The following is a 23309-nucleotide window of genomic DNA, read 5'->3' as shown; positions in this document are numbered from 1 at the left end:
TGCCGCGCCCGCTGGCGCGGAGGCTGTCCACCCGCGTCAGCGGGTGGACTACGGACTGCGCCTAGTGTAATGTGCCGCGCGGTCACGCGCAAATGACATTGGGCGTGGACAAATGCCGATGCGGCGTTACCTTGCCCTTTCGCGCATTTGCACGGACTTTTATCCCATCTGAGCTGAGGAGTGACATACTATGACCTTGTCCCCCAAGACCCTCTTTCTGGCCTTGCTGTTTGTCGCCGGCGCACTGCGGGCCGAGAATCTCTTTCCCAATTCGGGTTTTGAGACCTGGGACGATGCGTCAAATCTGCCGTGCGAACCGGCGTCGCGCTGGCATTTGCAGCCGAAGGACAAGCAGGCGGCCTGGACGCAGTTCCGGCGCAGCGCCGATGAGAAATTCAGCGGCGGCTACTCGTGGCATCTCAAAGACGACGATCCCGGCCCGACGAACCACACGGCGATGTACTTTGTGCCGCCGGCGGACATGCGCGCCTTGGCGGGCAAGGTCGCCAGTTTTGCCGTGCGAGTGAAGCTCGTCGCCAGTTCGCGGTCGAAGGTCGTGGGCATTATCCTCGCCGGCAGTTGCGACGACGGCAAGACCTTCAGCGGCGCGGACTACGTGGACAGCGCGACCGCCACCGGCTGGCGACAGTTGCTGGTGCGCCTGCCCATACCCGAAAATGCCAACAAGCTGACCCTGAGCTTCTGCTGCGCCAATTTCTTCCATGCCACCGGCGAGGCGTACTTTGACGACGTGCTGCTCACCAGCGACGACGTGCCCCGGGAAACGCCTGATCTGGCGGCGGAACTCGCCGCAGTCAAGACGCCCGAGCCTGCCAGCATCGCGGCCGGTGGCGTCCTGTTCCCAGTGGCGCCGGGGCTGCCACCGACCTGGCATGTCAAACCCACGCCGAACCTGTCTTTCCAGCGCAAGTGGGAGCGCGGCGCGGGCTTGGACCTGGAGATCAAAAAGAGCGGCTATGAGCCCACGCTGAGTTTTCAGACCAGCTACCTGAATCGCCGATTTGACCTGTCGGCCGTGCCTCTGGCCGACCTGCGCTTCAGTCTGCTGTCGTCATTGGATATGCCATTGACGCTGCGTTTGTACAATGGCGACGAGGAGCTCCCGCGCGAGTACCACCTGGCTGCGGGCGTGCCCGATAATGGCCAGTTCCGCTATGTCTTTGAACTGGCTGGCGCGGCCGGGCCGCTGACGGCCTTGCGCAAGATTGATCTGCGCTTGCCGCGGCAGCTGCCGCCGGGCCCCGTGAGCTTTTCCGACCTGGCGATCATCACGGGCGTCGCTGCCGCGGCGCCGGGCTATGCGCCGTCGCCCGCGAGCGACGCGTTCCGCGCGTCCTATGAGGATCCGCGCGTGTACTGCGGCGATGACCGTGCGCGCCCGCAGATCAAGGATGGTACCTGGCATTATCAAGGCCGCTATGAATTCTGGGTCGGGCCGTGGATTTACAACAAGAGCACCACGGACTGGGGCCCCGAGCCACGCAAGAACCCCCTGAACATCGACCACATCGCCTATAAAGTCGGGCCCAGCAAGGAGGTCTTCGATGTCATGGGCTTCAACTCGGGGCAGATGTCCGCCGCGCACAGCTGGCCGGGGCAGGTCCTCTACGGTCTGGGCGTGCCGGATAACTACCAGCAGCTGGAAGCGGCCGCCGCCGCGTACCTGCACGGCTTTGCGGACATGCCCTTCGTCATTGATTTCGCCTTCGGCTACAACCACGTCCTGCGCGAGGAGAACGCGGCCAAATATCGCGATCTGGATCAGCGCTACGACGGCTGGCATGCCTTCATACCCTTCTGCCCGGAGCACCCCGAGGGCGATCGCTACTACCGCGATTATTTCCTGGGCGGCACGCGCATGGCCATGAAAAATGGCAGCAATGTCTTTCTCTACGAGCTTTTCAATGAGTCGCGCTATGGCTGCCAATGCTCATTCAACGCGCGCGAATTCGCTCGCCGCATGGCGCAGAAATACGGCACGATTTCGCGCGCCAACGCGCAGTGGCACACCATCTTCACCAGCTTCGACGACGTGGCCGCCGTCAGCAATTTCCGTGACTATCGCCGGCTCTGGCCCGACTGGTGGCAATTCCTGGCGGCGCGCTACGGCGAAATCCTCCGGCAGTACAGCGATGTCATCCGCAGTGTCGATCAGCGTCCGGATGTCTATTTCACCGAGATGTCCAGCACCTTCACGCTCTGGGACGGCTTCATGGACTACCGGGTGGTGGCCGACTCGCTGGATGTGCTGGCCACCGAGGGCGGCTGGCGCTACGGCCACAGTAGCGACAATCTCAAGGCCAAGGACGAGATGGAAGCCGTGGTGCTCCGTGGCAGTTCCACGCACTGGTACATGTGCGATTTCTACCAGGGCTTGGCAAAGGGCAAGCTGCCGATCGTCAACAACGAGCATTACTGCACGCGGCTGGAATTCGGCCAGCGCGTGCCCAGCAAAAAGGAGGATATGATCACGTCGCTGTGGAACGAGGTCATGCACGGCTCGTCCGGCAATTTCACCTACGTGCTCGACAAGCGTTTCTGGGAATGGGAGACCTACGAGCAGGCCAAGGCGGTGGTGCTCAACCCGTCTTACAAGTCGTCCTCGATGCTCAATCCCTACAACTGGCCGCCCGAGGAGCTGGTGGGCTTCAAGCAGTTCCGCGAGGAGCTGGAACCCTACCGCGACCAAGTCCTGCCATTTCCGCGGACGGGTCTGCCCAGCGTCGCTATCTTTCATTCCTACCCGACGCAGGCCATGGCCGTCTTCGACCGCGACATGGACCTGAAAGGCCGCATGCTCAACTGGTACTCCGCCGTGCTCCACGCGCATTACCCGCTGGCTATCATCTTTGACGAGGAACTCGAAGCCCTGCCGGCACACATCGAAGCGGTGGTCTTTCCCTGCGCGGACTACGCGCGGGTGCAGAGCGTTCCGGCGCTGGCGGCGTTCGTCGCCCGCGGCGGGCTGGTCGTCGCCGATGTCGATGCCTTCCGCTGGGATGAATACAGCAACGAGCTGGCCGGACTGCCGGCCGGCATCGCCCGCCTGGACGCCAAGGACCCCGCCTCCGGCCAGGCGCTGGTGGCCCTGCTGGATCAGCGCGGCGTGAAGCGCTATGGAACGATGCGAGCCGTCGACAACGGTGCGCCCCTCAATGGCACCGACCTGCAGCTGATTGACCGCGGCGATTTCAAAATGCTCTTCGCAGTGAGTATGTTCGAGGTCCAACACCGCATCGCGAGGGTCGCACTCAATGTCCAGGACGCTGGCGAATTCTACCTGCGCGATATCGTCAACAAGCGCCTGCTGGTTCCCGGCGGCAAGCAGACCTGGAATCGCGATGAACTCCGCGAGGGCTTCCTGCTGATCCTCCCGCCGCAGGAACGCGTGCTGCTCACCCTCGAACGCCAAGCGCCGTCCCCCGCCTGGCCCGTCGTCGGGCCCGCGCAACAGCAGGACCTTTTTCACCAGGCACAGGCCGCCGACGCGCCACGGCTGGCGGCCATCCAGGAAAAACTGCGCGCCAGCAGTGACGCCGCTGTCCGCGACCGCAACTACGACGATGTCGCGACGGACAAATGCCGGCCGTTGGATTTGCGCGCGGTCGCTACTATGCACTTCCGCGACGAGCAGGGCGACGACCGCAAAGGCGGCTGGTTCGATCAGGGCAGCAACGACTTCGCATCAATGCCCCTGGGCGAGGTGACGCTGGCCGGCGTGCCCTTCCGTATCATCGACCCCGAGAGCAACGCCGGCCGTGGCGCCGTCATTCTCTACGGCACCGCCCGCGACTATTTCCCGCGGCAGGTCACCGGCGTCGAGGTGGGGCAGAAACTGCGTTATCTCTATTTCCTACACGCCTACGGCTGGGACCCGCAGGCCGGCACGGCCGTACTGAGCTATGTGCTGCATTACGAGGACGGTACACAGGCCGAAATCATCTGCCGCGCCGGTGAGGAAATCGGCAGCTGGTGGTCAAACCGCGCGCCCAAGCAGGGCAAGATCGCGCTCGAAGCCAGTAATCCCGTCCGTAAGCCCATTGCGCTGCATTGCTACCGCTGGACCAATCCCGCCCCCGAAAAGGCCATCGCCCGACTGGATATCCGCTCCGCCCTGAGCCCCGCCGTGCCGGCGGTCGTCGCCATCACCGCCGAAACGCCGTAGGGGCGGACCTATGTGTCCGCCCTCTTTTTTCCCTCACGCGAAGCCGCGAAGCCGCGAAGAAGACAAAGACAATGAATGGCGGCATGTCTTGCCGCTGGCGCGGCAATTCACGCCGCCGATTGAAAGTCGCAAAGACTATTTTCCCTCACGCGAAGCCGCGACGGGGGAATCTTTTTCCTCACGCGAAGCCCGAAGCCGCGAAGAAGACAAAGACAATGAATGGCGGCATGTCTTGCCGCTGCGCGGCAATTCACGCCGCCGATTGAAAGTCGCAAAGACTATTTTCCCTTACGCGAAGCCGCGACGGGGAAATCTTTTTCCTCACGTCTTCGCGTGAGACAAAATAGCCTTTGCGCCGGCGCTGCGCCAAGCGCCGTCAGCGCGGCTACGGGTTGATGATAGCGAAGAGCATGCGTTCGTCGGCGGTTTGGGGGGCGGTGACCACGAGCTGGCGGCCGTCCGTGAAGGCCACGGTGGCTTGGCGCGGCGAGTCCTGGCTGATGGCGCTGACGGGGCAGGGCGTGTCGGCCGCCAGTGGCATGAACAGCGTCAGCATGATTTGCGTGCCGGCGCCTTCGCGTTCGTGGCAGACGGTGGCGGCTGGGCGGTATGGGCCGGCGTCCTTGATCACGTACCAGCCCAGGACTTCCGGTTCGGTCTGGGCGGATACCCAGCGCGAGGTCAGGCCGGCGCTGAGCAGCGGCGCGACCAGCAGATTGCGCTTGCCTGCCCGCTGGGTGATGAGTGCCGGGTGGCCGGCGATGGGTTCGCGCAGGGCGGTGTCATTGACCTGCCAACGGGCCTGGTAGCGGTGGCTTTGGCCGTCCTTGGCTTCGAGGAGATCGCAGACCAGGACGACGTCGGGCTTGATGAACAGCACCTGCCGGGTATGGCGGGCTGGTTCGTGGTCGGTCTTGCCGAAGCCCTGGTCGTAGGTGCCGGCGGCGAAGTCGTAGAGGTCCGAGAAGGTCTTGGGTGCGTCAATGGGCGCGTCTACCACGCGGTTGCCGGGCTCGCGGTGGTTGCGCACTTGCGGCAGGCCGTCCACCAGCACCGTATTGTGACCGAATGCCGACGTGGCGTAACGGCGGAAGGCGGAGTTTTCGTAGCAGCCGCCGCCGTCGTCAAAGAGCAGCTCGTCTTCGCCTGCCCAGATGACCACGTTGAGTTTGTCCTGGTGGACATGGCCATAGCCCAGGGGCCCGACGTCGAAACTGACGTAGTTGGCGTCGCGCTGCCAAGATGAGCGCAGGGCGAAGAAGCCCGACCACGGCAGGAACGCAGACAGCTCTGCCGGTGCCTCGCCTTCTTTCCCATCGGTCGCGACCCAGCGGAAGTCCTGGCGGTCCGGGAAGAAATCCAGGGCGCCGCGCAGGGAGCTGACGACATTGCAATGCCAGCTGTCGTTGTAGCGCGGCAGGTCGCGATTGGGCGTCATCAGCCGCAGGTTGAAATCGTAGGCCTTTTCCATGGTGGGCACGAAGTCGGTGGGCAGTTCGTTTTCGCGCCCCATGAGCTTGGCGATGCGCGGCAGACTGAGGATATTGCCGAGGGCGACTTGGTGATAGCCGGGCGTGAGTTCGAACTGCGCGCCGTCAGCCAGGAATTGCGTTTTCATGTCGTTGTGCAGGCGCTCGATGGCGATCTGCCGGGCGGCGGCGGCTTCGCCGAATTCCGGGAAGAGCGACGCGAAAGTATAGACGCCGTTCATTTCCATGGTCAGCCAATTGCCGCTCTGCGGGTGTTTGACGAGGTGCCGCATTTGTTCGAGGCCCGAGCGGAGGAAGAGCACGAGGTCGTCGTCCGTGAACTCCGGCGCGTGCAGGAAGAGGTGATACGCCTCTGGCCAGCTGCCCAGCAGGCGTATGCCGCATTCGATGGTGCGCCAGGCCGATCCGGCCACATTGCCGGCGCTATTGGCGGGCGCGAAGCACTGGCCAGTCCAGCTGCGCAAGTGCTTGACGAAGGTCTCGGCATAGCGCGGGTCGCCCGTGCTGCGATAGGCCCGGCCGAGGTTGCTCCAGAAGCCCATGCGGTTAAGCTGCCACAGCCACTCGTGATTGCTTGGGAGTTCTTTCACGGCAATGGTGTGATTGTACAGCCAGTCGATGTCGCCACCCGGAAACTGATGTCTGACAGTGACCACCGAGACTTTGCCCGCGACGGTGTCTTCCGCCGCCCCTTTGTTGAAGGACGGCTTGAACTCCGGATCGTGCGGATCAAAACGCCAGGGGACACTCCGACGCTCCCGGAAGTACGTGGCGGTGGCCCGCACGGCAGCCGGCAGGTCGCGCTTGTCCCAGGCCGCGGCGGCGTCGGCCAGTCCCGGCGTGGACCAGTCCAGCGCTGTGAAGAACTCCTCCAGTGAGAGCATCTGCGGTATGACGTCCACGAAGCTGATGGCACCGAAGTTGAGGACGGTGGCGGGATTGGGGGTGTTTTCCCAGCCATCGGCCGTGATGAACACGTTGGTGATTTGGTCTCTGCCGCGTGGTTCGCGGGCGCGGCCGATTTGCTTGATCGGTATGAGCACTTCTTTCCAGCCGCTGAAATCAATGGTCATGCGCGCCATGTAGTAGTCCATGCCTTTGCTGGCGGGGTCGTCGGCTTCCAGGATCAGAACGATGCCGGCATTGGTCGCCTGCTGCGAATGCATCCAGAAATGTACATGGCTGTGCGTAGTCCAGTCCTTCGGCGCTGTCGGCAACGACAGGCGCGTGCTGACGGCGTGGGACCACTGCATTGTCGGCTTGCCGTCACGCAACAGCTCCTGGTCGAGCACGGCGCCGCGCCAGGCCGCCGGGTCGGCGACATCCACAATGGTCTGCCAGTTGCTGCGGGTGCTGTCGGCCGCAAACGCGCTGAGGCCGCTCAAGGCCGCGAAGGCCAGTATGGTCGTCAATCTCATCGAATAAGTCCTTTATGGGCTGAATGTGTGGCATTACCGGGAGGCGATATGGCTGCTGTGGGCTGAAAGTGTGGCATTGCCGGGAGGCGACATGGCTGCTGTGGGCTGAAAGTGTGGCATTACCGGGAGGCGCTACGGCTACGAATACACAGATTCCGTAACGCCTGACCCCGCCCAATTATTGCCGCCCGCAAGAAGTCCGCCCGTATGTAGAAAGACGCGACGTAGGGGCGGACCTATGTGTCCGCCCGTGTCCTTATTTTCCTCACGCTGCCACGGGTCGCTTCATACTGAGCCACTCATGGCTCGCATCTTCCCTTGCCACCTGACAACCGTACAACCCGCGTTTGGGATTGTAACGACGATGTTCCTTTTTTGTTGATATTGTGGATGTTGTGTTCGTTCATTTCTGCCTTTTTCTCTGTTTGGCGGCCTCCTTTCCATTTTGAAACTGAGCCACCCGGTTTGGCATCCCCCCGTGGGTCGCATTGGCTCAGTTTGCCCCGTGGGTCGCATGATTCAAACTGAGCCACTTCAAAGTGAGCCACCCTCGGCATGATCCAGTCGGGCTGCGGCCGCCGCGTCGAGGAGGGCGTCGTTTGCTGTCGGCCCCGCCTGCCCTTGGCGTCCGAAGTGGGGGCGTCCGGTTTTCCCCTTGAAGGGTATGAGCCGTGCCTGTTGCAGGAAGCGATCCAGAATAGCTCCGGCCGTTGGCACATCCCCAATCAGCTTGCCCCAGTCGTCCAGCGGTCGATTGCTGGTCATGATGGTTGACTTGAGCTCATGGCGGCGGAAGATGATCTCGAACAGCAGTTCGCCAGCTTTTTCCGGAAGCTGCTTGAGCCCCATGTCGTCAATGATGAGCAGGTCGGCCTTCAGGTAGCGTTCGAACTCGGGATTGCGGTCGCTGAGGGCGTTGAAGCGTTGCAGATGGCTGACGATGTCAAAGATGGACCGATAGATGATGGTGAAGCCGAGCTTGATGGCCTCAAAACCGATGGCCTGAGCCAGACAGGTCTTTCCCGTGCCTGAAGGCCCGACCATCAAGATGTTTTGAGCTTGGCGGATGAACTCGCCGCCTGCCAGTTCGTAGAAGAGTTTGCGTTCCAGATTCGGGTTGAACTGCCAGTCGAAGTCAGCCAGCGGCTTGAGGTTGCGGAAGCCGGCCGCCTTCAGGGCGGATCTGATTTTGTTGCCGGCGCGGTGGAGAAGCTCGTCCTGCAGGAGCAGTTCGAGAAAATCGCCGTGTTCGAGGCTGTTGCAGCGCGCTTCGCTCAGCCGCAGGTCAAGCTTGACGCCGGCCCCGGGCATGCGCAGATTTTTGAGTTGTTCACGAAGGCGGTTTATGCTCATGGGAAGATGTCCTTGTAGTCAATGAGGTGATTGTATTCTTTCAGCGGCCGGATGAGCTCGTGCTCGCTTTGGAAGGGCAAGGCGGGCTGCCTTTTGTCGCCTCGTTCTTCAAGCAGGGCCTTAAGCGCCTGATAGCAGGTTTCGCCGCGGGTGATGGCCAGATTGCAGACGAACTCGATGGTGGCGGCCGCGTGTGCCTTTCGCAGGTGAAGCAGTCCATGAAGCACCTTGGGGGCCGCCGCCTGCCGGCTGAGGACCACGGTTTCGCCCCATGCCCGGGCGCCGGGACCGATGCTTTTTTCGATCTGTTCGAGCAGCCAGTGCGAACCGCGTTCGGGAAGATAGACTTTCACTGGCGGAACATGGCCGGCGGCGGTCGAGGTCCGTCCCCGTTCCTGTCGCGCGTGCAGGGCGAGTTCTTTCAGGTCCTTTGACATGATGCGCACGTGGCGGCCGTCATGGCAGGCCCAGACTTCCTGAGACGTGTATTCTGGCGGAACCGAGTAGTAGGCGCCCTGGACCTCGACGTGGCCATCGCTGTGGACCTTGCGCAACTCCTCGCTGAAGGCGGCGAAGATGGACGCCGGAAGCGGCTGAAGCGACGCCTTCTCCTCATGGAACATGTCGATCACATGGCGCTTTTCCGTGCCGTGGAAACGATGGTCCGACACCTTGTCCTGCCAGGTCCACAGAAAGGTATTCTGTGCGTTCACAGACGGAAAAGTGCGCCCTGCAAGCGCGTTGTTCTGCACGTAGCCCACGACGTTCTCAACGCGTCCCTTGTGCCAGGGAATGCGGGGGCGGCAAGGAAGGATGCACGTGCCGTAATGCATGGCGAAATCATGACATTTGGGGTTGAGAACGGGATCGAAATTGCAGGGCCGGATGACACCTGCCTTGAGGTTGTCGATGACGACGGTCGCGGTCACTCCGCAAAAATGTCTGAACGCATTCTCCATGCCGCGGATGAAACTCTCGCTGTCCTGACGGTAGCTGACTTCGCAATAGATGCGGCGGCTAAAGGACAGGACGCAGCACAGAAGATGGGTCTTGCGACGGCGGCCACGCTCATCGCGAACCCAAGCACCCTGGCCGTAGTCAACCTGCATTTCCTGCCCTGCCAGCTTGATCAGCCGGCGAAATGGCACTGGCGGCGACGTCTCGCGGTTGCGCTGCAAAAAGCGCTTCACGCTGGCATAGCTGCCTGTAAAACCCGCGTCACCCAGATCCTGGTAGATACGCCGTCCAGAGAGGCCCTGGGCATGCGCGGCGAGTATCTCGGAGGCATACTGAGCACAGCCTGAACGCTTGTCCACAACCGGAGGGCGGCTGGCCGGCGCAACTGCAGACCCGTGGGTCGCTTCAGGCTCGGCGGAGACCGATTCAAACTGAGCCACCCCGTGGGTCGCTTCAGGTTCGGCGGAGTCCGTTTCAAACTGAGCCACCCCGTGGGTCGCTTCAGGTTCGGCGGAGTCCGTTTCAAACTGAGCCACCCCGTGGGTCGCTTCGTCTGACAAAACCGGACAGGTTGTTCCTTTTTCCTTGGTTGCAGCTTGCGTGGAGTGGCACCCTGTCTGACCCGGGGGCTCCGGGTTTGAAGCCAGATATCGCGCCACGGTATTGCGACTGACACCCAGTTCTGCCGCGCTGGCACGCTGGCTTCTCCCTTGTCGGTAAAGTTGTTGTATTCTGTCTATCACGTTCACCTGCTTGTAGTTGGCCATGTTCTATCTCCTTGTTTTCCGATGGGAAAAAAGGAGATAACATAGGGCTGCTTTGTCTCGCAGGTGGCTCAGTTTGGATGCGACCCATCACTGGCTCAGTTTATGCGACCCGTGACACTCACGCGAAGGCGCGAAGCCGCGAAGAAGGCAAATGCAAAGATGAATGGCGGCCTGTCTTGCCGCTGCGCGGCAATTCACGCCGCCGATTTAAGGTCGCAAGGGAGATGCTTTTTTCCTCACGCGAAGGCGCGAAGCCGCGAAGAAGGCAACGACATTGTTATCTCACGCGAAGGCGCGAAGCCGCGAAGAAGGCAAATGCAAAGATGAATGGCGGCATGTCTTGCCGCTGCGCGGCAAGTCAAGCCGCCGGTAAAAAGTCGCGAATACTATTTTCCCTCACGCACGGGGGAATCTTTTCCCTCACGCGAAGCCGCAAAGACGCGAAGATACCTCAACTTTTCATCTCTTGGAAGTAACTACATTATTTTGCCATCGTCTGGCGGTGGCAGTAGCGCTTCCCGGGTCGACGGCGAGTGCCGTGAGCATCCCCGGGGCCACGACCTCGAAGATTTCCCTCGCCTTGAGCGGCACTTCGGCCACGATTCTGGAACCATCGGGGTAGGCTACGGCCCTGAGCTTCCGTGCCTGGTCAAGGGCCTTGTTGACCGAAACGTGCCCTAGCAGATCAGCCTTGCGGAGCGCGTTCTCAAGCAACTTGAACAAGGTCACGGCGATGAAGGCGAGGAAGAGCCGTCCCTCCACGCTGTCATCGCCGGCGGAACGCAGGCGATCATTGCCCGTTGAGTTTTTCAGGATGTCGAAAACCTTTTCCTGGCAGTCCCGGCTGCGGTTGTCCCGTAGCGTCTCTTCGGCGTTGGCTTCGCGATCGCTGTTGAGCACCATGAACATACCGAGGTTTTTCATCGTTGCCGCGTAGGTCTTTTCAGCAACGCAGACCTGGAAATCGCCATCTTTCGAGATGGCCGCGCAATCGCCTTCCTCGCGCGGGCCGCGGGTGGCCTTCCTGACCGAGAAGAGGTCTGCCTTGCTCTTGCCCGCTGTCGCTGTCAGCCACGCCTGGGCGTCCTCAAGCGTGGAGAAGGATGTGCGCGAAAAGTCCGTCATGATACCGTGAAGCAGTTCTGCCAGTTCGCGTTCCTGCCTGGCTCGTTCGCATTTGTTCAGAAAGAGATGGGCCGTGGCGGCGAACCAGCTGTCTTTTTCGCCTTTTCGCCCGCGTTTGGTCACAACGTAGGTATCCGCCGCGTGGTGCAGCGTCGTGTCATCAAAGGTGACTATGCTTTTGAAGGAACGGAACTTCAGCCGGTTTTTATCCAGCAGCCGCTGCGCCTCGCGGTTGTTGCTCACAGGCACCCCGATGGTGAAGCCCAGCTTTTCGTTGTGAAGGTAATGCAGGTTTTCGGCGCTAAAAAAACCTCTGTCCAAGGAGAAGGTATAGGCCGACAGTCCGAGCTTGGAGATGGCTTGCGAGGTGTTTATCAAGGTAGTGACATCAGCGATGCTTCCATGTATAAGCCTGTAGAACAACGGCAGATGCGTCTCTCGCGAATAGACCATATTCAGGTTGACCTGCGGCAAGTGTTCGCCATCACGATTGTGTCCCCATTCGGCCAGGCAGAGCTTTTCCGCGTAACTGGAGATGGACGTGGTGTCACTGATCAGAGCTTTCGGGTTGCCGCTGGCCTTGAACCAGGCACGGAAAAAGTCGTTACGCAGGTCCGAATGCTCGCCGAGGTGCTGAAGCAGCCGAGTCATCGACGACGGCGACAACGACAGGTCTGCGTCGCGCAAAGACGTGTCGTCAGCCCAGTCTTCAAGACGGCAAAGCGCGCCCCCTTCGCAGCACTCAAAAATGGCCGCGGCCAAAATGCGTTGAGCGTCCTGTTCGCCAAAGGCGCGTATCAGGGAGCCATGCAGGCCGCTGTCGCCGGCAAGTCGCGCAAGCAGAGAGACGCGGCCCAGTTCAACGTCGTGACAGGATGTCAGGGTCTTGAGCACAATCTCCCTTTCGCGAAGCAGGCGCTTGCGCCCGGCATGGACGACCTTGCGCCCGCTGTAGCTGATCCCCTTGGCCTGCAGCAGGGCGACAAGCTCCGCCGTGGGCTCGGGGCAGCTCCTGCCCAGTAGCAGGTCCGATGCATCCTGGTCGAGGACGCCAAGATAAACCCGTTTTTGCACGGGATAGGTCCGGCCCTCCACCCGATGGCTGTCAACCAAATAGACATGAACGCGGTCTTTGCCGAAACGTTGCTGGACAATATATGACATGCGCGCCTCCTTGACAGGAGCTGGTGTAGTTACTCCTGTTAACAAGACAAAGTAACTACAGAAAACAAAAAAACAAGCTCAAAAAGCTTGTAGTTACTTTATTTTTTCAAAAATTATGAAAAGTTTAGGAAGATAATTTTTCTCACGCGAAGCCGCGAAGTCGCGAAGAAGGCATTTTCATCCGCAGATTCCGCCGATTTTGGCGACATGTCTTGCCGCTGCGCGGCAAGTCACGCCGCCGGTAAAAAGGCGCTATTTTTTCCTCACGCGAAGCAGCAAAGGCGCGAATTGGTAGGGGAGGAAATATAGGTCCGCCCTGTTTTTTATCTCACGCGAAGGCGCGAAGAAGACACCGTAGGGGCGGGCCTAGGTGTCCGCCCTCTAGGTCACAGTATAGCGGAAGTTTGAGGGGTTTTCAACACAATCGTGCCTAATTTTCTTTTTTTTGCTCGAAATGTAGTCTAGATACTTGACAAAAATTTGTGTTATATTATTTTCTATCTGTACTTAAGTATTGTAGGCTAGTTAAAATGGGGCAGACTATGAAATACCGGGTTCAGCAATTCAAGAAGACGCAGCACGGGAAAATCTACCATTATTCTTGGATCGGGTACAGCTACCGGACAGCGAAGGGCACGCCTACCTTCAAGCGTGTGGCCAGTTTGGCTGGGCTTCCTCCCGAAGCGGTCAAGGCCATCAGCAACTCTCTTTCGTCAAATGGCGAATCCAGTGACACCAATCTCAAGGTCGAGTTTTTGTCGGCCATTCCGCTTGGCGCGGAGGCCGTGGCGCATCACTTTGCTGATGAACTAGGCATCCTTGACGCGCTGGCTTGCCTGCCCGAACGGGATCGAAAAGTGGTTCTCGCCTTGATCCTTGATCGAGTCGTGGAGGCCTTTCCGCATTCCCGGAAGTCGCTGTTTGAAAACCTGCCAGGCAGCGGTCTGTCCCGGGTATGCGGTTTGGACGACGAGGATATCAAGCTGGAGCAGATGTATTATGCTCTGGATCATTTGTTTCCCTGCCAGGATACCATCGAACACTATCTGTTCAAACGGAATCATCCGAACCAATCGCGCATGTTCCTGTACGACATCACCAGCAGTTATTTTGAGGGCAATGCGTGCCCGCTGGAGGCTTTCGGCTACAATCGTGATCACAAGCAAGGCAAGAAGCAAATCGTCATCGGCATGCTCACCGACCAGGCTGGCTGTCCCGTAAGTGTGGAGGTCTTCGAAGGAAACACCAGCGACCAAAGCACCGTCATGGACAGAATTGACTCGATGAGGAAAAAGTTCGGGATCGAGGAAATGGTCTTCATTGGAGATCGGGGCATGCTGACGCGGGCGAGACGCAACGACCTGACTGCCAGGGAATATGAGAAAATCAAGTACATCACGGCCTTGAGTCGCGACGAGTTCACCCGCTTTGTCGAGGATGACGATCACCCGTTGCAGCTGTCTTTGTTTGACCGCACCAGGCTGGTGCAAGTGTCGCATGACGGAATCAACTATGTGCTATCCTACAACCCCGAGTTGGAGGAACGCAACTGCGCCGACCGCGATAGAATGCTCGAAAAAACGGAGGCCGTCCTCAAAGGTATTGAAGCCAGTGTGCAAAAAGGGCGTCTGCGTCAGGAAAAACTCATCGCCAAAAGGTTGTTCTCCAAGTTCGACAAATGGAAATGCGCGCGCTTCTTCGATGTCGACTATGGCGAAGGACGTTTCAGCTATCGCCGCAAGGACGAACTCATTGAGTCCTACCGCGCCATGGACGGCTTCTATGTGTTTACCACCGATATCCTGGACATAAGCGCCGAGCAGACACGGGATGAATACCGTGGACTTCAGCAAGTGGAACAGACCTTTCGAACCATGAAGACGACGGATATCTTCATGCGCCCCATTCGTCTGTGGAATCCGGAGCGGGTCAAGGCGCACATTTTTGTCTGCATGCTGGCATACATGATCATCTGGAAGGCCCGCCACAAACTGGCGGAATTCACGGAGCCGCAAGGAGACCTGCGTGTTTCATTGCAAACGGCCTGGAGCAAGCTGGGCGAGCTGCAAATAGGGAAAATCAAGTTGGGAGACGAAGTCCATGAGCAGTTGAGCCAGCCGGAGGCTCAATGCCGGCAGCTACTCAAGCTGGCCGGATTGAGCGCATCCGCCATCAGCAAAAGTTTCCTACGTGGGTAGAGCGAAATTTCGCTGAAATTTCCCCGACCCACGCAGGAAATCACGGCGAGGCCCTCAAACTTCCGGTATAGTGATTTCGAGTTTGTCTTTTATCTTTTTCCAGCCCGGGATGACTGATTCGAGAAGCCTATAAAAATCTGGACCATGATCATGGTATATCAGGTGACACAGCTCATGCGTAACAACATAGTCAATGCATTCTTTAGGCGCTTTAATCAAGTCAATATTGAGAGTTAGTGTGCACTTGTTTGAAAGACTGCCCCATCTTTTCTGCATTCGCTTGATGGCTAGTTTTGGCTGGGCAATACCGCGACTAGAAAATTTCTGCCAGCAGCGCTCCAGACTTTCGGCGAATTGCATGCGTGCCTTTTCCAAGTACCATTGGTTCAACAGCGTCCTGGCTGCATTTGGCGTCGCTTCGCACTGCAAAGTGAGATGAAAAAAGCCACGGGACAATTTTACCGAGTTTTCCGTCCCGGCGGCTAACTTCAGGCGGTATTGCTTGCCAAGGTACAAATGGTTTTCGCCGTTGACGTAACAACGATCAGGCGTCTTTGGGTTATACTGCTTGAAATAATTCAGCTGTCTGAGAATCCACCGCGCGCGCTTGATGATTTTGGTTTCTATCAATGCGACATCGGCCTGCACGGGCGCTTTGACGACAACCGTACTGTCGGGACACACAGCAATTTCCAAGGTTTTTCGCTTCACTCGCAACAGCTGGTACTCGATTTTTACAGTACCGTAGGTAACCACTGTTGGACACGGTTGAACACGAACAGTGGTATTGCTTAATTCAGCATTCATATCGCATCATTTATCATTCTAAATTTTGCCACTAGCATGACTTTCTCGATGATGTCGTCCATTTGATCAAGCGACAGAGCGATCCCTTTTGCCGTCTTGAGTTCATCATAGAGATAGTCGTCAATTTCATTAACCACATGTTTTTGGGCGTCTTCATCATCCCAGAAGTGGACCTTATTGTGCTTTTCCAATATGCCATGAATAGCTAACGCCGCATCGGCAGTTGCCTCTTCAGCGAATGCAGAGTGCAGAACGCAGAGTGCAGAATTGCTCTGAGCTTCGTCTGGGTTGTTCCGTGTATTCTGTGAGTCCAAGTTCGTCGCGTCCATCGCGGCAGCCAAAAATGGTTTTAGGACACCAAAATAGGCCATGGCATCCTCATTGCCGGAGAGCCTGGCCGGTATATCATCATGTACCTTGCCGACAAGCTTGTTGCGCAAATCCACCACCTGATGAAGATAATCTAGGTCAGATATCCTCTTCGCCCTGAAATCATCAATCGCCCGCTGGATGAGTTTGGAAAATCTTTCGTAAAATGCCGGGTCTTCGGCCATATTTTCGGTAATGACCTTCTTGGTGGCGTGGGCAATCGCATCAGCCCTAGAGGCCGTTGTTTTCTTGGTTTGGTACACGCCTTGTTCTTCTTTGACCTGATCGAACATGCTATCGTCAAAGATATTGACCGGCTTATTCAGTTGGACGACGTCATTGGCCTGAATGTGCGTATCCAGGAGCTTTCTTATTTTTGGCTCATAATCACGGTAGTCAATGGCTTCTGCATAGCGGAATTTTACCGATGCTTTGAGTGACTGGAATTTCTGAAGGTCGGCCTTGTACCTGGACAGGGTCTTTTCATTGGTTTCGGTCAGGAATTTTTCGGAAGAGAGTGCGATGCCGAGGGTTTTGCCGAATTCGGCGAGGCGGGCGTAAAACTCTTCTCTGATGTCAGTATCAGCAAGCAGCCTTTCATAGGCTTCTTCATCGTGGGAGTGCTTAACCGGGTTAAAAAGGTCCCATAGATGGGAATAGCGGCTGGGCAGTTTATCGATTTCGCGGTTAATGGAAGTCAGCGTGCCGACCATATCGGCTTCATCGAAGCCTGCAAAGGCGCTATACATGGTCAGCGCTTTGTCCAGCTCGCCGAGGACGCTGGCGTAGTCGACGATAAAGCCGAACTCCTTACCCTCATGAAGGCGGTTGACCCGGGCAATTGCTTGCAGCAGCGTGTGTTCTCGTAACACCCGGCACAGATAGAGGACTGCGTTTCGCGGAGCGTCAAACCCCGTGAGCAGCTTATCAACCACAATAAGGATTTCGGGTTCGCCACCGTGCTTGAACTGGTTGATAAGCTGTTTGGTGTATTCATCTTCACTGCCATAGCGCTTCATCATTTTTTGCCAGAATTTCACGACCTCATCTGTTGATTCATCATCGGCCTCCTCAAAGCCTTCACGCATATCCGGCGGCGAGATCACAACCTCGGAACAGACGATGCCAATTTCATTCAAGTACGCATGGTACTTAAGCGCCGATGATTTATTCGGGGCCACCAGCTGGGCCTTGAATCCTGTCGCCTGCCAGTTGGCGCGGAAGTGCTCGCTGATGTCAAAAGCTCGCATGTAGATGACCTGATCGGCTTTGTTCAGCATTTCCGCGCGCGCATATTTCCGTTTCAAGTCTGCCTGCTGCTTCTTGGTCAGACCCTGGGTGTGCCGCTCAAACCACAGATCAACCGCCGCCTGATTTTGTGTCATTTCCACATGCCGCCCCTCGTAGAGAAGCGGAACCACCGCGCCATCGGCAACGGCCTGGGTGATGGAATAATGGGGGTCCACCAACTCACCGAATTTGGTGAAGTTGTTCTTTTCCCTTTTCAACAGCGGCGTGCCGGTAAACCCTAAGTAGCAGGCATGGGGAAACATCTGTCTCATGCGAGCAGAAAAAGAACCGAACTGCGTACGGTGGCTCTCATCCACCAGAATGAAGATGTCGGGTGAATCATCTTGATATTTCTTGAAGGTGTAAGCCTTGTCGAATTTGTGAATGAGGGTTGTGATAATGCCGGACTTCTTCTCCGCGACCAATTCCAGCAGGTTCCTGCCTGATGTCGCCCGGTTTGCCTCCAGGCCGCAGGCGGCAAAGGTGTTTCCCAGCTGCTTGTCGAGGTCATCACGGTCTGTGACCAAAACAATGCGCGGGTTCTGAATTTCGGGATCCAGGGCCAGGTTACGGGCCAGCATCACCATGGTCAGGGACTTGCCGGATCCCTGAGTGTGCCAGATCACCCCGCCATTACGCGACTGGGTACTATCGAGGTGCTTAACCCGATTCATGGTGGATTTGATGACGAAATACTGCTGATAACGGGCAATCTTTTTGATGCCGCCATCAAACACCGTGAACTTCCAGGCCAATTCCAAAAGCCTGTCCGGACGGCACAACGCATACAAGGCTTTGTCCTGCGCGGTCACCAGGCGCTCCTGGGCGACCGCAGATTCACCGAGATTGTCGCAGACTATTTTTGTGGAGTCATCAACCAGCTTCTTCAGTTTCTGGTATTCGAGTCCATTTTGGTCCATCTGTGGTTCCTTCCAGATGGACCAGAATTTGGCTGCGGTACCCGTTGTTGCGTACATGGCGCTGTTTTTATTCAGAGCCATGACCAGCTGACTGTAGATGAAGAGCTTTGGGATGTGGTCATCATGCTGATTTCTGATCGACTGCGAGACGGCCTGCTCCACGCCAATCTGCGGCGATTTGCACTCAATCACGCAAAACGGGATGCCATTGACAAAGAGAACAATATCCGGCCGGACGGTCTCTGTTGACCGTGACCGTTCAATGCTGTATTCGACGGTCACCTGAAACGTGTTGCGACCGGGATTGCGCCAGTCGATATAGTTCATGGTGAAGCTTTTCGAGTCGCCCTCAATGGTCTGCTCCAGGGCCGTCCCGAGCGTAAGCAGATCGTAAATCGCCTCGTTGGTCTTCAATAGCCCGTCGTATTTGATGTTTTTCAGCTTCTGAATGGCCGACTGCACATTTTCTTCGCTGAAAAGATACTCGTTGCCACGGTAGCGAATGCGGTTGATCTCTTTGAGCTGGCTGCGCAGGGTGCTCTCCAACAAGACGTTGGCATAACGACCCTGGCGCTCCGACAAGGCGTCCTTCGGAGAGATGTATTCATAACCCATCGCAATCAGCAATTGCAAGGCTGGTATCTGGCTGGTCAGTTTTTCATTTGATGCAAATTCACACATAATTACTCTTTTACCTCCCAGTGTCCGCGGGTGCCACCGATACGCTCAATCAGGCCATCCTCCCGCAGTTTTTTTATGTTTTTCTCAACTGCTGTTGTGCTGATGTCTAATATTTCAGCGATCTGAGCAGCAGAAATCTTGGGCTTGGTTTTCATCTCAGCGAGAATCCGCTCTTTGGTATTACCCAACTGATTACCCAACTGATTACCCAACTGATTACCCAACTGATTACCCAACTCTGCGGAAGTCGTTGCTTTCATTAGCTCAACGACAATACCACCGGAGTTTTCCTCAATGACCGGTTCTGGCAGTCCTCCCGCTTTGCAGGCATCGGTAATCTTTTCAATGCCTCGGCCCCAGGAGTCGATATAGCCCACACGATAACAGACTTCGGCAATGAGCGGGTTGCGGGGAATAGAACGGTGCGTCTGAAACAGCTTTTCAACACTTAATTCGAACGGAAGGGTACCGGCATTCCACAGCGAAAGCCGGTCATCCATCACCCGGAGTTGCGTCATGCTTCCCATATAATTGCGATGCACCAGTGCATTCAGCAGCATTTCACGCAATGCCGGAACCGGATATTCCAATTCCTCAATGCGGCGCAACCCTTCAAAGCGTATAGGTTTGATCAGAAACTTCTTTTCCAGTTGCTCCATTACACTGCGAAGGAGTTGGAAAAGATTTCCCTCGCATACCTCCTGAAAGCGCATATCCACCATGTTGAGGCCAAAGCGGCCAATCTTAACAAACAGGTTGGGATAAAACGCACGGGGATCTTTACCGAAAAGAACGATTGCCGCATGGGTAAGGCCTTTATCGGTGAGCAGATGGAGCTTTTTGAGTAACTCTTTGGTGGAGAGCCCGGAAATATCGGGCAGGCGGCCCGCCGTGATCGCTTCCTTTTTGAATAGAGCAATCGTTGTCTCGTCGATGTCATCCAGCGTCGCTCTTTCCTGAATCACTTGATCCCAGGTCATACCCATTTTCTTGAGTAGAAACTCTGTCAGTGCGTGGCCTTTCAACTCCTGCTTCACCGAGCCGGAGCGCCAGTAGTAGGAGCCGCGCAAGGAGATTGGCACGGTTGATGGTTCGACGATGATTTCCAGATAGGCTTTGCCATCTTCTTCCAGCAAATTGATATGCGGCATCAACCCCAGCTGATCTCGAATCTTGTTCGGCAGGTCTTCCGTCAGCTTCTTGGCCTTTGGCAATCCGGTTACGTTTCCTGCATCATCCTTGCCAATGAAAATCCGCCCGCCTTGCGCATTGGCAAAACCGCAGATCCATTTCAGGTAGTCGTCGTGCCAGGATAGTTTCCATTCGATGTTTTGGGATTCGTTAGTCATGGGAATATCCTCTTTTTAACCGCGAAACACGCGAATGGCGCGGAAAAGGGCTACTCATATTACCCCCAAGCAAGCGCAAACAATGACAGCAACGCCACCAGCTAATAGAATGGAGATAAATACAGTTAAGGATAGTGGAACCTTATCTCGCCAGAATTTGAATTGCTTCTGTTCGTTGATCCAATCTATTTGGTTCTGCCAGAAGAACTTATAATGAGCATACCAGTCGCTGAATAATATTTGCTTATAGATACAAATGCCGTAATAGCTATCAAGAATCCTCTTTAATTCACCTTCCTCACTACTTAAATCGTCTGAATTCGATGATTTCACCCTGAAGTAGAGAGTTTTAAGCTCGTTAAACAACTGGGTTAAGTCTGAGCCTTTTTTTCGCGTACTCATCATTATTCGAATTGTACCGTTCTATGTAAAATATGGCTATACCAAGAACCAAAAAGATCGCCGAAAATAACTTGGTCGAGAGGATATCAATGACTAGCCCAAAGATTCCCACTCCCATCGAAAGGAATGCGACAATCCCTGGTGCTTTCTCAACCATGTCATAGGTCGCAAAATGCTTCTTTGCACCAAATCCTACATTGTATGCTGAATCTGCGATTTGTTTTAATAGATATTCCTTGTTCATATCAATCTCCTGACGCTATTGGCACATCTATTTTGCTCTTTGCCACAACCACACCATTTTTTATGGCGTAACATTCAACTAAATGCTCCCCGCGAAACCGGGTGTGTTCGATTTTCTGTTGCTGTCCATCGTCTCGAACAATTTGCCCTCGAATTTGATTTTTTCTTTGCGCAACGTCGCCGCGATTTAAAACTTTCCATTCAATGGTATATGGAGATGGAACGTCTATTTCTGTCACCCTGAATGTGAGTTTTTTGCTTGGGAATAACGGGATTTTACTAAGAATTATATTACGCAAAGAATTTTCTCTGAATCCATTTTGCAGAACGTCACAATCAGTTCTGAGGATGTAATCACGAATATCAATGCGATATTTATCCTCAATGAATTCTTCAGTGTTATCCCATGAATATGAAAGTGATGCTTGTGCAGCTTCTTTGGTAACCTCAACAGCATCAGGAAATGGTCGTCCAAAAATCTTTTTCCACTTTTTGTTAACACCAGATTCCTTCTCAGACTCTATGGCTTCTAGGCAGAGTTCATATGCCTTTTTTGCTTTTTTCTGAAATTTTCTCTTAACCTTGACGTTTTGACCGCTTCCTAACGCCTTGTAATGATTCTGATTGGGTTGCTCCATGAGATATTTGAAAAAGTCCCGACTCATCCAGTGATAATATAGAAAGCTTTTATCATCATAAGCAGAGGTCGATTTGAGAAAGCTGTAGGCTAAGGAGTCTATCAAAAGCCCCCCTATAGTGACACCATGTTTGTTTTTCCAAGCACGAGTCATTTTGCATAGTCGGCGCAAGTTTTTGTTTTTCTGGTCAACAAACTCCTTCATGGCTGTAATCTCTTGCTTTGGCTTAGTCACTTTCCAACTTCCACCATTATAGGTATCTGGATAATTGAAGTAACTTGCGCCGTTTTCGTCCGACTCTTCAAAAACGGGCTGCACTTCAACATGAAAGTTAGTATACGTCACCGTAACAACCAGTCTATCAACACGAACATCTGTATTTGGATAACGTGACTTAATGGCGTCTTTTACATCAGTCAATAATTGGGACTGTTTACCGTTTTTGTATTCATCCCATTTTCCTTTTGGCATGATATAAAGCATATCTAAATCCGATATGCCCTTAATGGCAGTCCATCGACCATATGAACCAACTTGTAGGTTGTTATCAGTCTTGGATTCGGTCTCTCTGAATTTTTTGTTCAGACAGGCTGTTATTTCTCCGTATCTTAAGCTGATCTGATCAGCGTTATCTACTTTCAGATTATCAAGGAGACCTGAAAACATTTCAGAAACTGTCATTTCGCCTTCTCCATGTATTGATTAACGATTTCTGGTTTGATGCGCCATGCGCCGGTGAGCATCTTCTGCATCAAGCCGCGTTTCTGGGTCTTATATTTTGCTGCAAGCTGTTTCAGTAGGTCGATTTCGTGGTGAAGTGTGGTTAGCGCTTCAGCAATTTCTTCTTGTTCTTTGAGAGGAGGAACAGGAATCTTAATGCTTAGAAAGTCAGGTATGCTTATCTGTTTTCCATCTCGGATGCCGATTACAGCGAGGGTTAAGTACTTCTCAATAAAGAGTTTGGACTTAAAAAACAACCGATAAAAATCACTATTCAGTTCAATTTTCGGTCTCACTACTGTATACGCAGGGCTGATAATCCCTTGATAATTAGAGTACTCAATGCCTCCTTGGAATGAACGAAGACTTATCGCAAAGTCACCTTGCTTGATGAGCTTATAGCTAGCAGTTGTACCCTCTGGTGACATGACCCGTCCTTCTAGCATGTCGCGTGGAATAACGCCATGATCTTGAGTAACAGACAGAAGCTCTTCTTCGGGAAAGTTTTTTTCAGTTATTGTGTCAAACATATTAATCGTTTTAATGTGGAGCCAAGAGTTACACCGCAGGCTAATCAGTATTTGAATATGGGCTCTTAAGTTGGCTTCCTTCGCCCGAATGAGCCGTTCGGTTTTCTCGATGGCGTCATCCCAGGTGGACAGCAGATCGGCAATGGCTTTTTGCTCGGGTAGCGGGGGGAGATGGAAATCATAGTTCTTCAAAAAAATTGTAGGAACACGTTTCTGGCCAGCTGTACCTGTCATGTTTAGCTCGCCTGTTCCCCTAAAATGGTGCGTTCTTGTGAGGATATGTAGATACTCGCCCATTATATTCTTCTTTGGGCGAAGAACATGAAATTCGGTGCTGCCATATCCACGATCATTTTTTAGCTCCCTGCATAGACACCCTTTATTGTTCTCAAAACATGGAGTAATTTTGGCGACCAAGACATCGCCAGTTTCAAAAGAAGTGAAACCCTTCTTTACATCGATGGCTTTTCGAATTTCAGCACCCTGAATTATTCCTGATTCAGATACAGCGGTCATTGGAAGGAATGTAACCAAGCTGTCATCATCAACAGAATTTGATCGAGGATTTACCTGAGCTGCATCCTTTAGTTTGGCTGGTTTCCACCCGTCTGGAACTTGAACGGTTTTATTCATCTCTGGATCTCCTTGAGCTTCTCGGCCATCGTCACCCGCACCGCTGCCAGCTCTTTTTCATTGTTCACT

The 23309-nt window shown here is 55.1% G+C and carries 13 protein-coding genes; 2 read left to right on the top strand and 11 right to left on the bottom strand.

Annotation, left to right across the window (positions count from 1 at the left end; translation table 11 throughout):
- Positions 1–190: 190 nt before the first annotated feature.
- Positions 191–4186: a beta-galactosidase gene (locus J3R75_RS03360; RefSeq protein ID WP_307259916.1), complete on the top strand. Its 3996-nt coding sequence runs from the start codon at positions 191–193 to the stop codon at positions 4184–4186.
- Positions 4187–4571: 385 nt separating this feature from the next.
- Here the strand turns inward: J3R75_RS03360 and J3R75_RS03355 are convergent, their stop codons facing one another.
- From J3R75_RS03355 to J3R75_RS03340, 4 genes are all read right to left on the bottom strand, one after another.
- Positions 4572–7094: a heparinase II/III family protein gene (locus tag J3R75_RS03355; protein WP_307259915.1), complete on the bottom strand. Its 2523-nt coding sequence runs from the start codon at positions 7092–7094 to the stop codon at positions 4572–4574.
- A 534-nt stretch (positions 7095–7628) separates the two neighbouring features.
- Positions 7629–8447, bottom strand: coding sequence for an IS21-like element helper ATPase IstB (gene istB, locus J3R75_RS03350; protein WP_307259914.1), 819 nt, complete (start codon positions 8445–8447; stop codon positions 7629–7631).
- Positions 8444–10171, bottom strand: a complete 1728-nt coding sequence (gene istA, locus J3R75_RS03345; RefSeq protein WP_307259913.1) for an IS21 family transposase — start codon at positions 10169–10171, stop codon at positions 8444–8446. Before istA ends, istB begins: the two co-directional genes overlap by 4 nt.
- A 459-nt stretch (positions 10172–10630) precedes the next feature.
- Positions 10631–12460 carry an IS1634 family transposase gene (locus J3R75_RS03340; RefSeq protein ID WP_307259221.1) on the bottom strand — a complete coding sequence of 610 codons (1830 nt, stop codon included), beginning with the start codon at positions 12458–12460 and terminating at the stop codon, positions 10631–10633.
- 542 nt (positions 12461–13002) lie between these two features.
- Between J3R75_RS03340 and J3R75_RS03335 the strand changes: the two genes are divergently transcribed.
- Entirely contained in the window at positions 13003–14658 is a 1656-nt protein-coding gene (locus tag J3R75_RS03335; protein WP_307259061.1) for an IS1634 family transposase, read from the top strand.
- Positions 14659–14712: 54 nt separating this feature from the next.
- Here J3R75_RS03335 and J3R75_RS03330 read toward each other — a convergent pair whose 3' ends face one another.
- The 7 genes from J3R75_RS03330 to J3R75_RS03305 are packed head-to-tail and all read right to left on the bottom strand — an operon-like array spanning position 14713 to position 23240.
- The gene (locus J3R75_RS03330; protein WP_307259912.1) at positions 14713–15465 is read right to left on the bottom strand and encodes a M48 family metallopeptidase; all 753 of its coding nucleotides are present in this window, start codon (positions 15463–15465) and stop codon (positions 14713–14715) included.
- Positions 15462–18725, bottom strand: a complete 3264-nt coding sequence (locus tag J3R75_RS03325) for a type I restriction endonuclease subunit R (protein WP_307259910.1) — start codon at positions 18723–18725, stop codon at positions 15462–15464. The genes J3R75_RS03330 and J3R75_RS03325 overlap by 4 nt, the downstream gene beginning before the upstream one ends.
- Before the next feature lie 2 nt (positions 18726–18727).
- Positions 18728–20074 carry an ATP-binding protein gene (locus J3R75_RS03320; protein WP_307259909.1) on the bottom strand — a complete coding sequence of 449 codons (1347 nt, stop codon included), beginning with the start codon at positions 20072–20074 and terminating at the stop codon, positions 18728–18730.
- A 54-nt stretch (positions 20075–20128) separates the two neighbouring features.
- On the bottom strand, positions 20129–20476 hold the full coding sequence (locus tag J3R75_RS19815; protein WP_370882385.1) for an SLATT domain-containing protein: 348 nt from the start codon (positions 20474–20476) through the stop codon (positions 20129–20131).
- On the bottom strand, positions 20433–20720 hold the full coding sequence (locus J3R75_RS03315; RefSeq protein WP_307259908.1) for an SLATT domain-containing protein: 288 nt from the start codon (positions 20718–20720) through the stop codon (positions 20433–20435). The genes J3R75_RS19815 and J3R75_RS03315 overlap by 44 nt, the downstream gene beginning before the upstream one ends.
- A gap of 1 nt (position 20721) precedes the next feature.
- A complete protein-coding gene (locus tag J3R75_RS03310) occupies positions 20722–22038 on the bottom strand; it encodes an SMODS domain-containing nucleotidyltransferase (protein WP_307259907.1) in 1317 nt (438 codons plus the stop codon).
- Positions 22035–23240: a restriction endonuclease subunit S gene (locus tag J3R75_RS03305; RefSeq protein ID WP_307259906.1), complete on the bottom strand. Its 1206-nt coding sequence runs from the start codon at positions 23238–23240 to the stop codon at positions 22035–22037. Before J3R75_RS03305 ends, J3R75_RS03310 begins: the two co-directional genes overlap by 4 nt.
- Positions 23241–23309 lie beyond the last annotated feature (69 nt).

It is taken from the genome of Oligosphaera ethanolica (genome assembly GCF_030814695.1).
In the GTDB taxonomy this organism is placed as follows: Bacteria; Verrucomicrobiota; Lentisphaeria; order Oligosphaerales; family Oligosphaeraceae; genus Oligosphaera; species Oligosphaera ethanolica.
The sequence above is the reverse complement of the archived record's forward strand: the minus strand, read 5'-3'. Positions and strand labels throughout refer to the sequence as shown.

Bases quoted from the DNA above. Each gene is read 5' to 3' on its own strand.
- istB (WP_307259914.1), bottom strand. From the start codon at position 8,447: ATGAGCATAAACCGCCTTCGTGAACAACTCAAAAATCTGCGCATGCCC.
- istA (WP_307259913.1), bottom strand. From the start codon at position 10,171: ATGGCCAACTACAAGCAGGTGAACGTGATAGACAGAATACAACAACTT.
- J3R75_RS03325 (WP_307259910.1), bottom strand. From the start codon at position 18,725: ATGTGTGAATTTGCATCAAATGAAAAACTGACCAGCCAGATACCAGCC.
- J3R75_RS03340 (WP_307259221.1), bottom strand. From the start codon at position 12,460: ATGTCATATATTGTCCAGCAACGTTTCGGCAAAGACCGCGTTCATGTC.
- J3R75_RS03360 (WP_307259916.1), top strand. From the start codon at position 191: ATGACCTTGTCCCCCAAGACCCTCTTTCTGGCCTTGCTGTTTGTCGCC.
- J3R75_RS03305 (WP_307259906.1), bottom strand. From the start codon at position 23,240: ATGAATAAAACCGTTCAAGTTCCAGACGGGTGGAAACCAGCCAAACTA.
- J3R75_RS03315 (WP_307259908.1), bottom strand. From the start codon at position 20,720: ATGAACAAGGAATATCTATTAAAACAAATCGCAGATTCAGCATACAAT.
- J3R75_RS03310 (WP_307259907.1), bottom strand. From the start codon at position 22,038: ATGACAGTTTCTGAAATGTTTTCAGGTCTCCTTGATAATCTGAAAGTA.
- J3R75_RS19815 (WP_370882385.1), bottom strand. From the start codon at position 20,476: ATGAGTACGCGAAAAAAAGGCTCAGACTTAACCCAGTTGTTTAACGAG.
- J3R75_RS03320 (WP_307259909.1), bottom strand. From the start codon at position 20,074: ATGACTAACGAATCCCAAAACATCGAATGGAAACTATCCTGGCACGAC.
- J3R75_RS03330 (WP_307259912.1), bottom strand. From the start codon at position 15,465: ATGAATGCTGAATTAAGCAATACCACTGTTCGTGTTCAACCGTGTCCA.
- J3R75_RS03335 (WP_307259061.1), top strand. From the start codon at position 13,003: ATGAAATACCGGGTTCAGCAATTCAAGAAGACGCAGCACGGGAAAATC.
- J3R75_RS03355 (WP_307259915.1), bottom strand. From the start codon at position 7,094: ATGAGATTGACGACCATACTGGCCTTCGCGGCCTTGAGCGGCCTCAGC.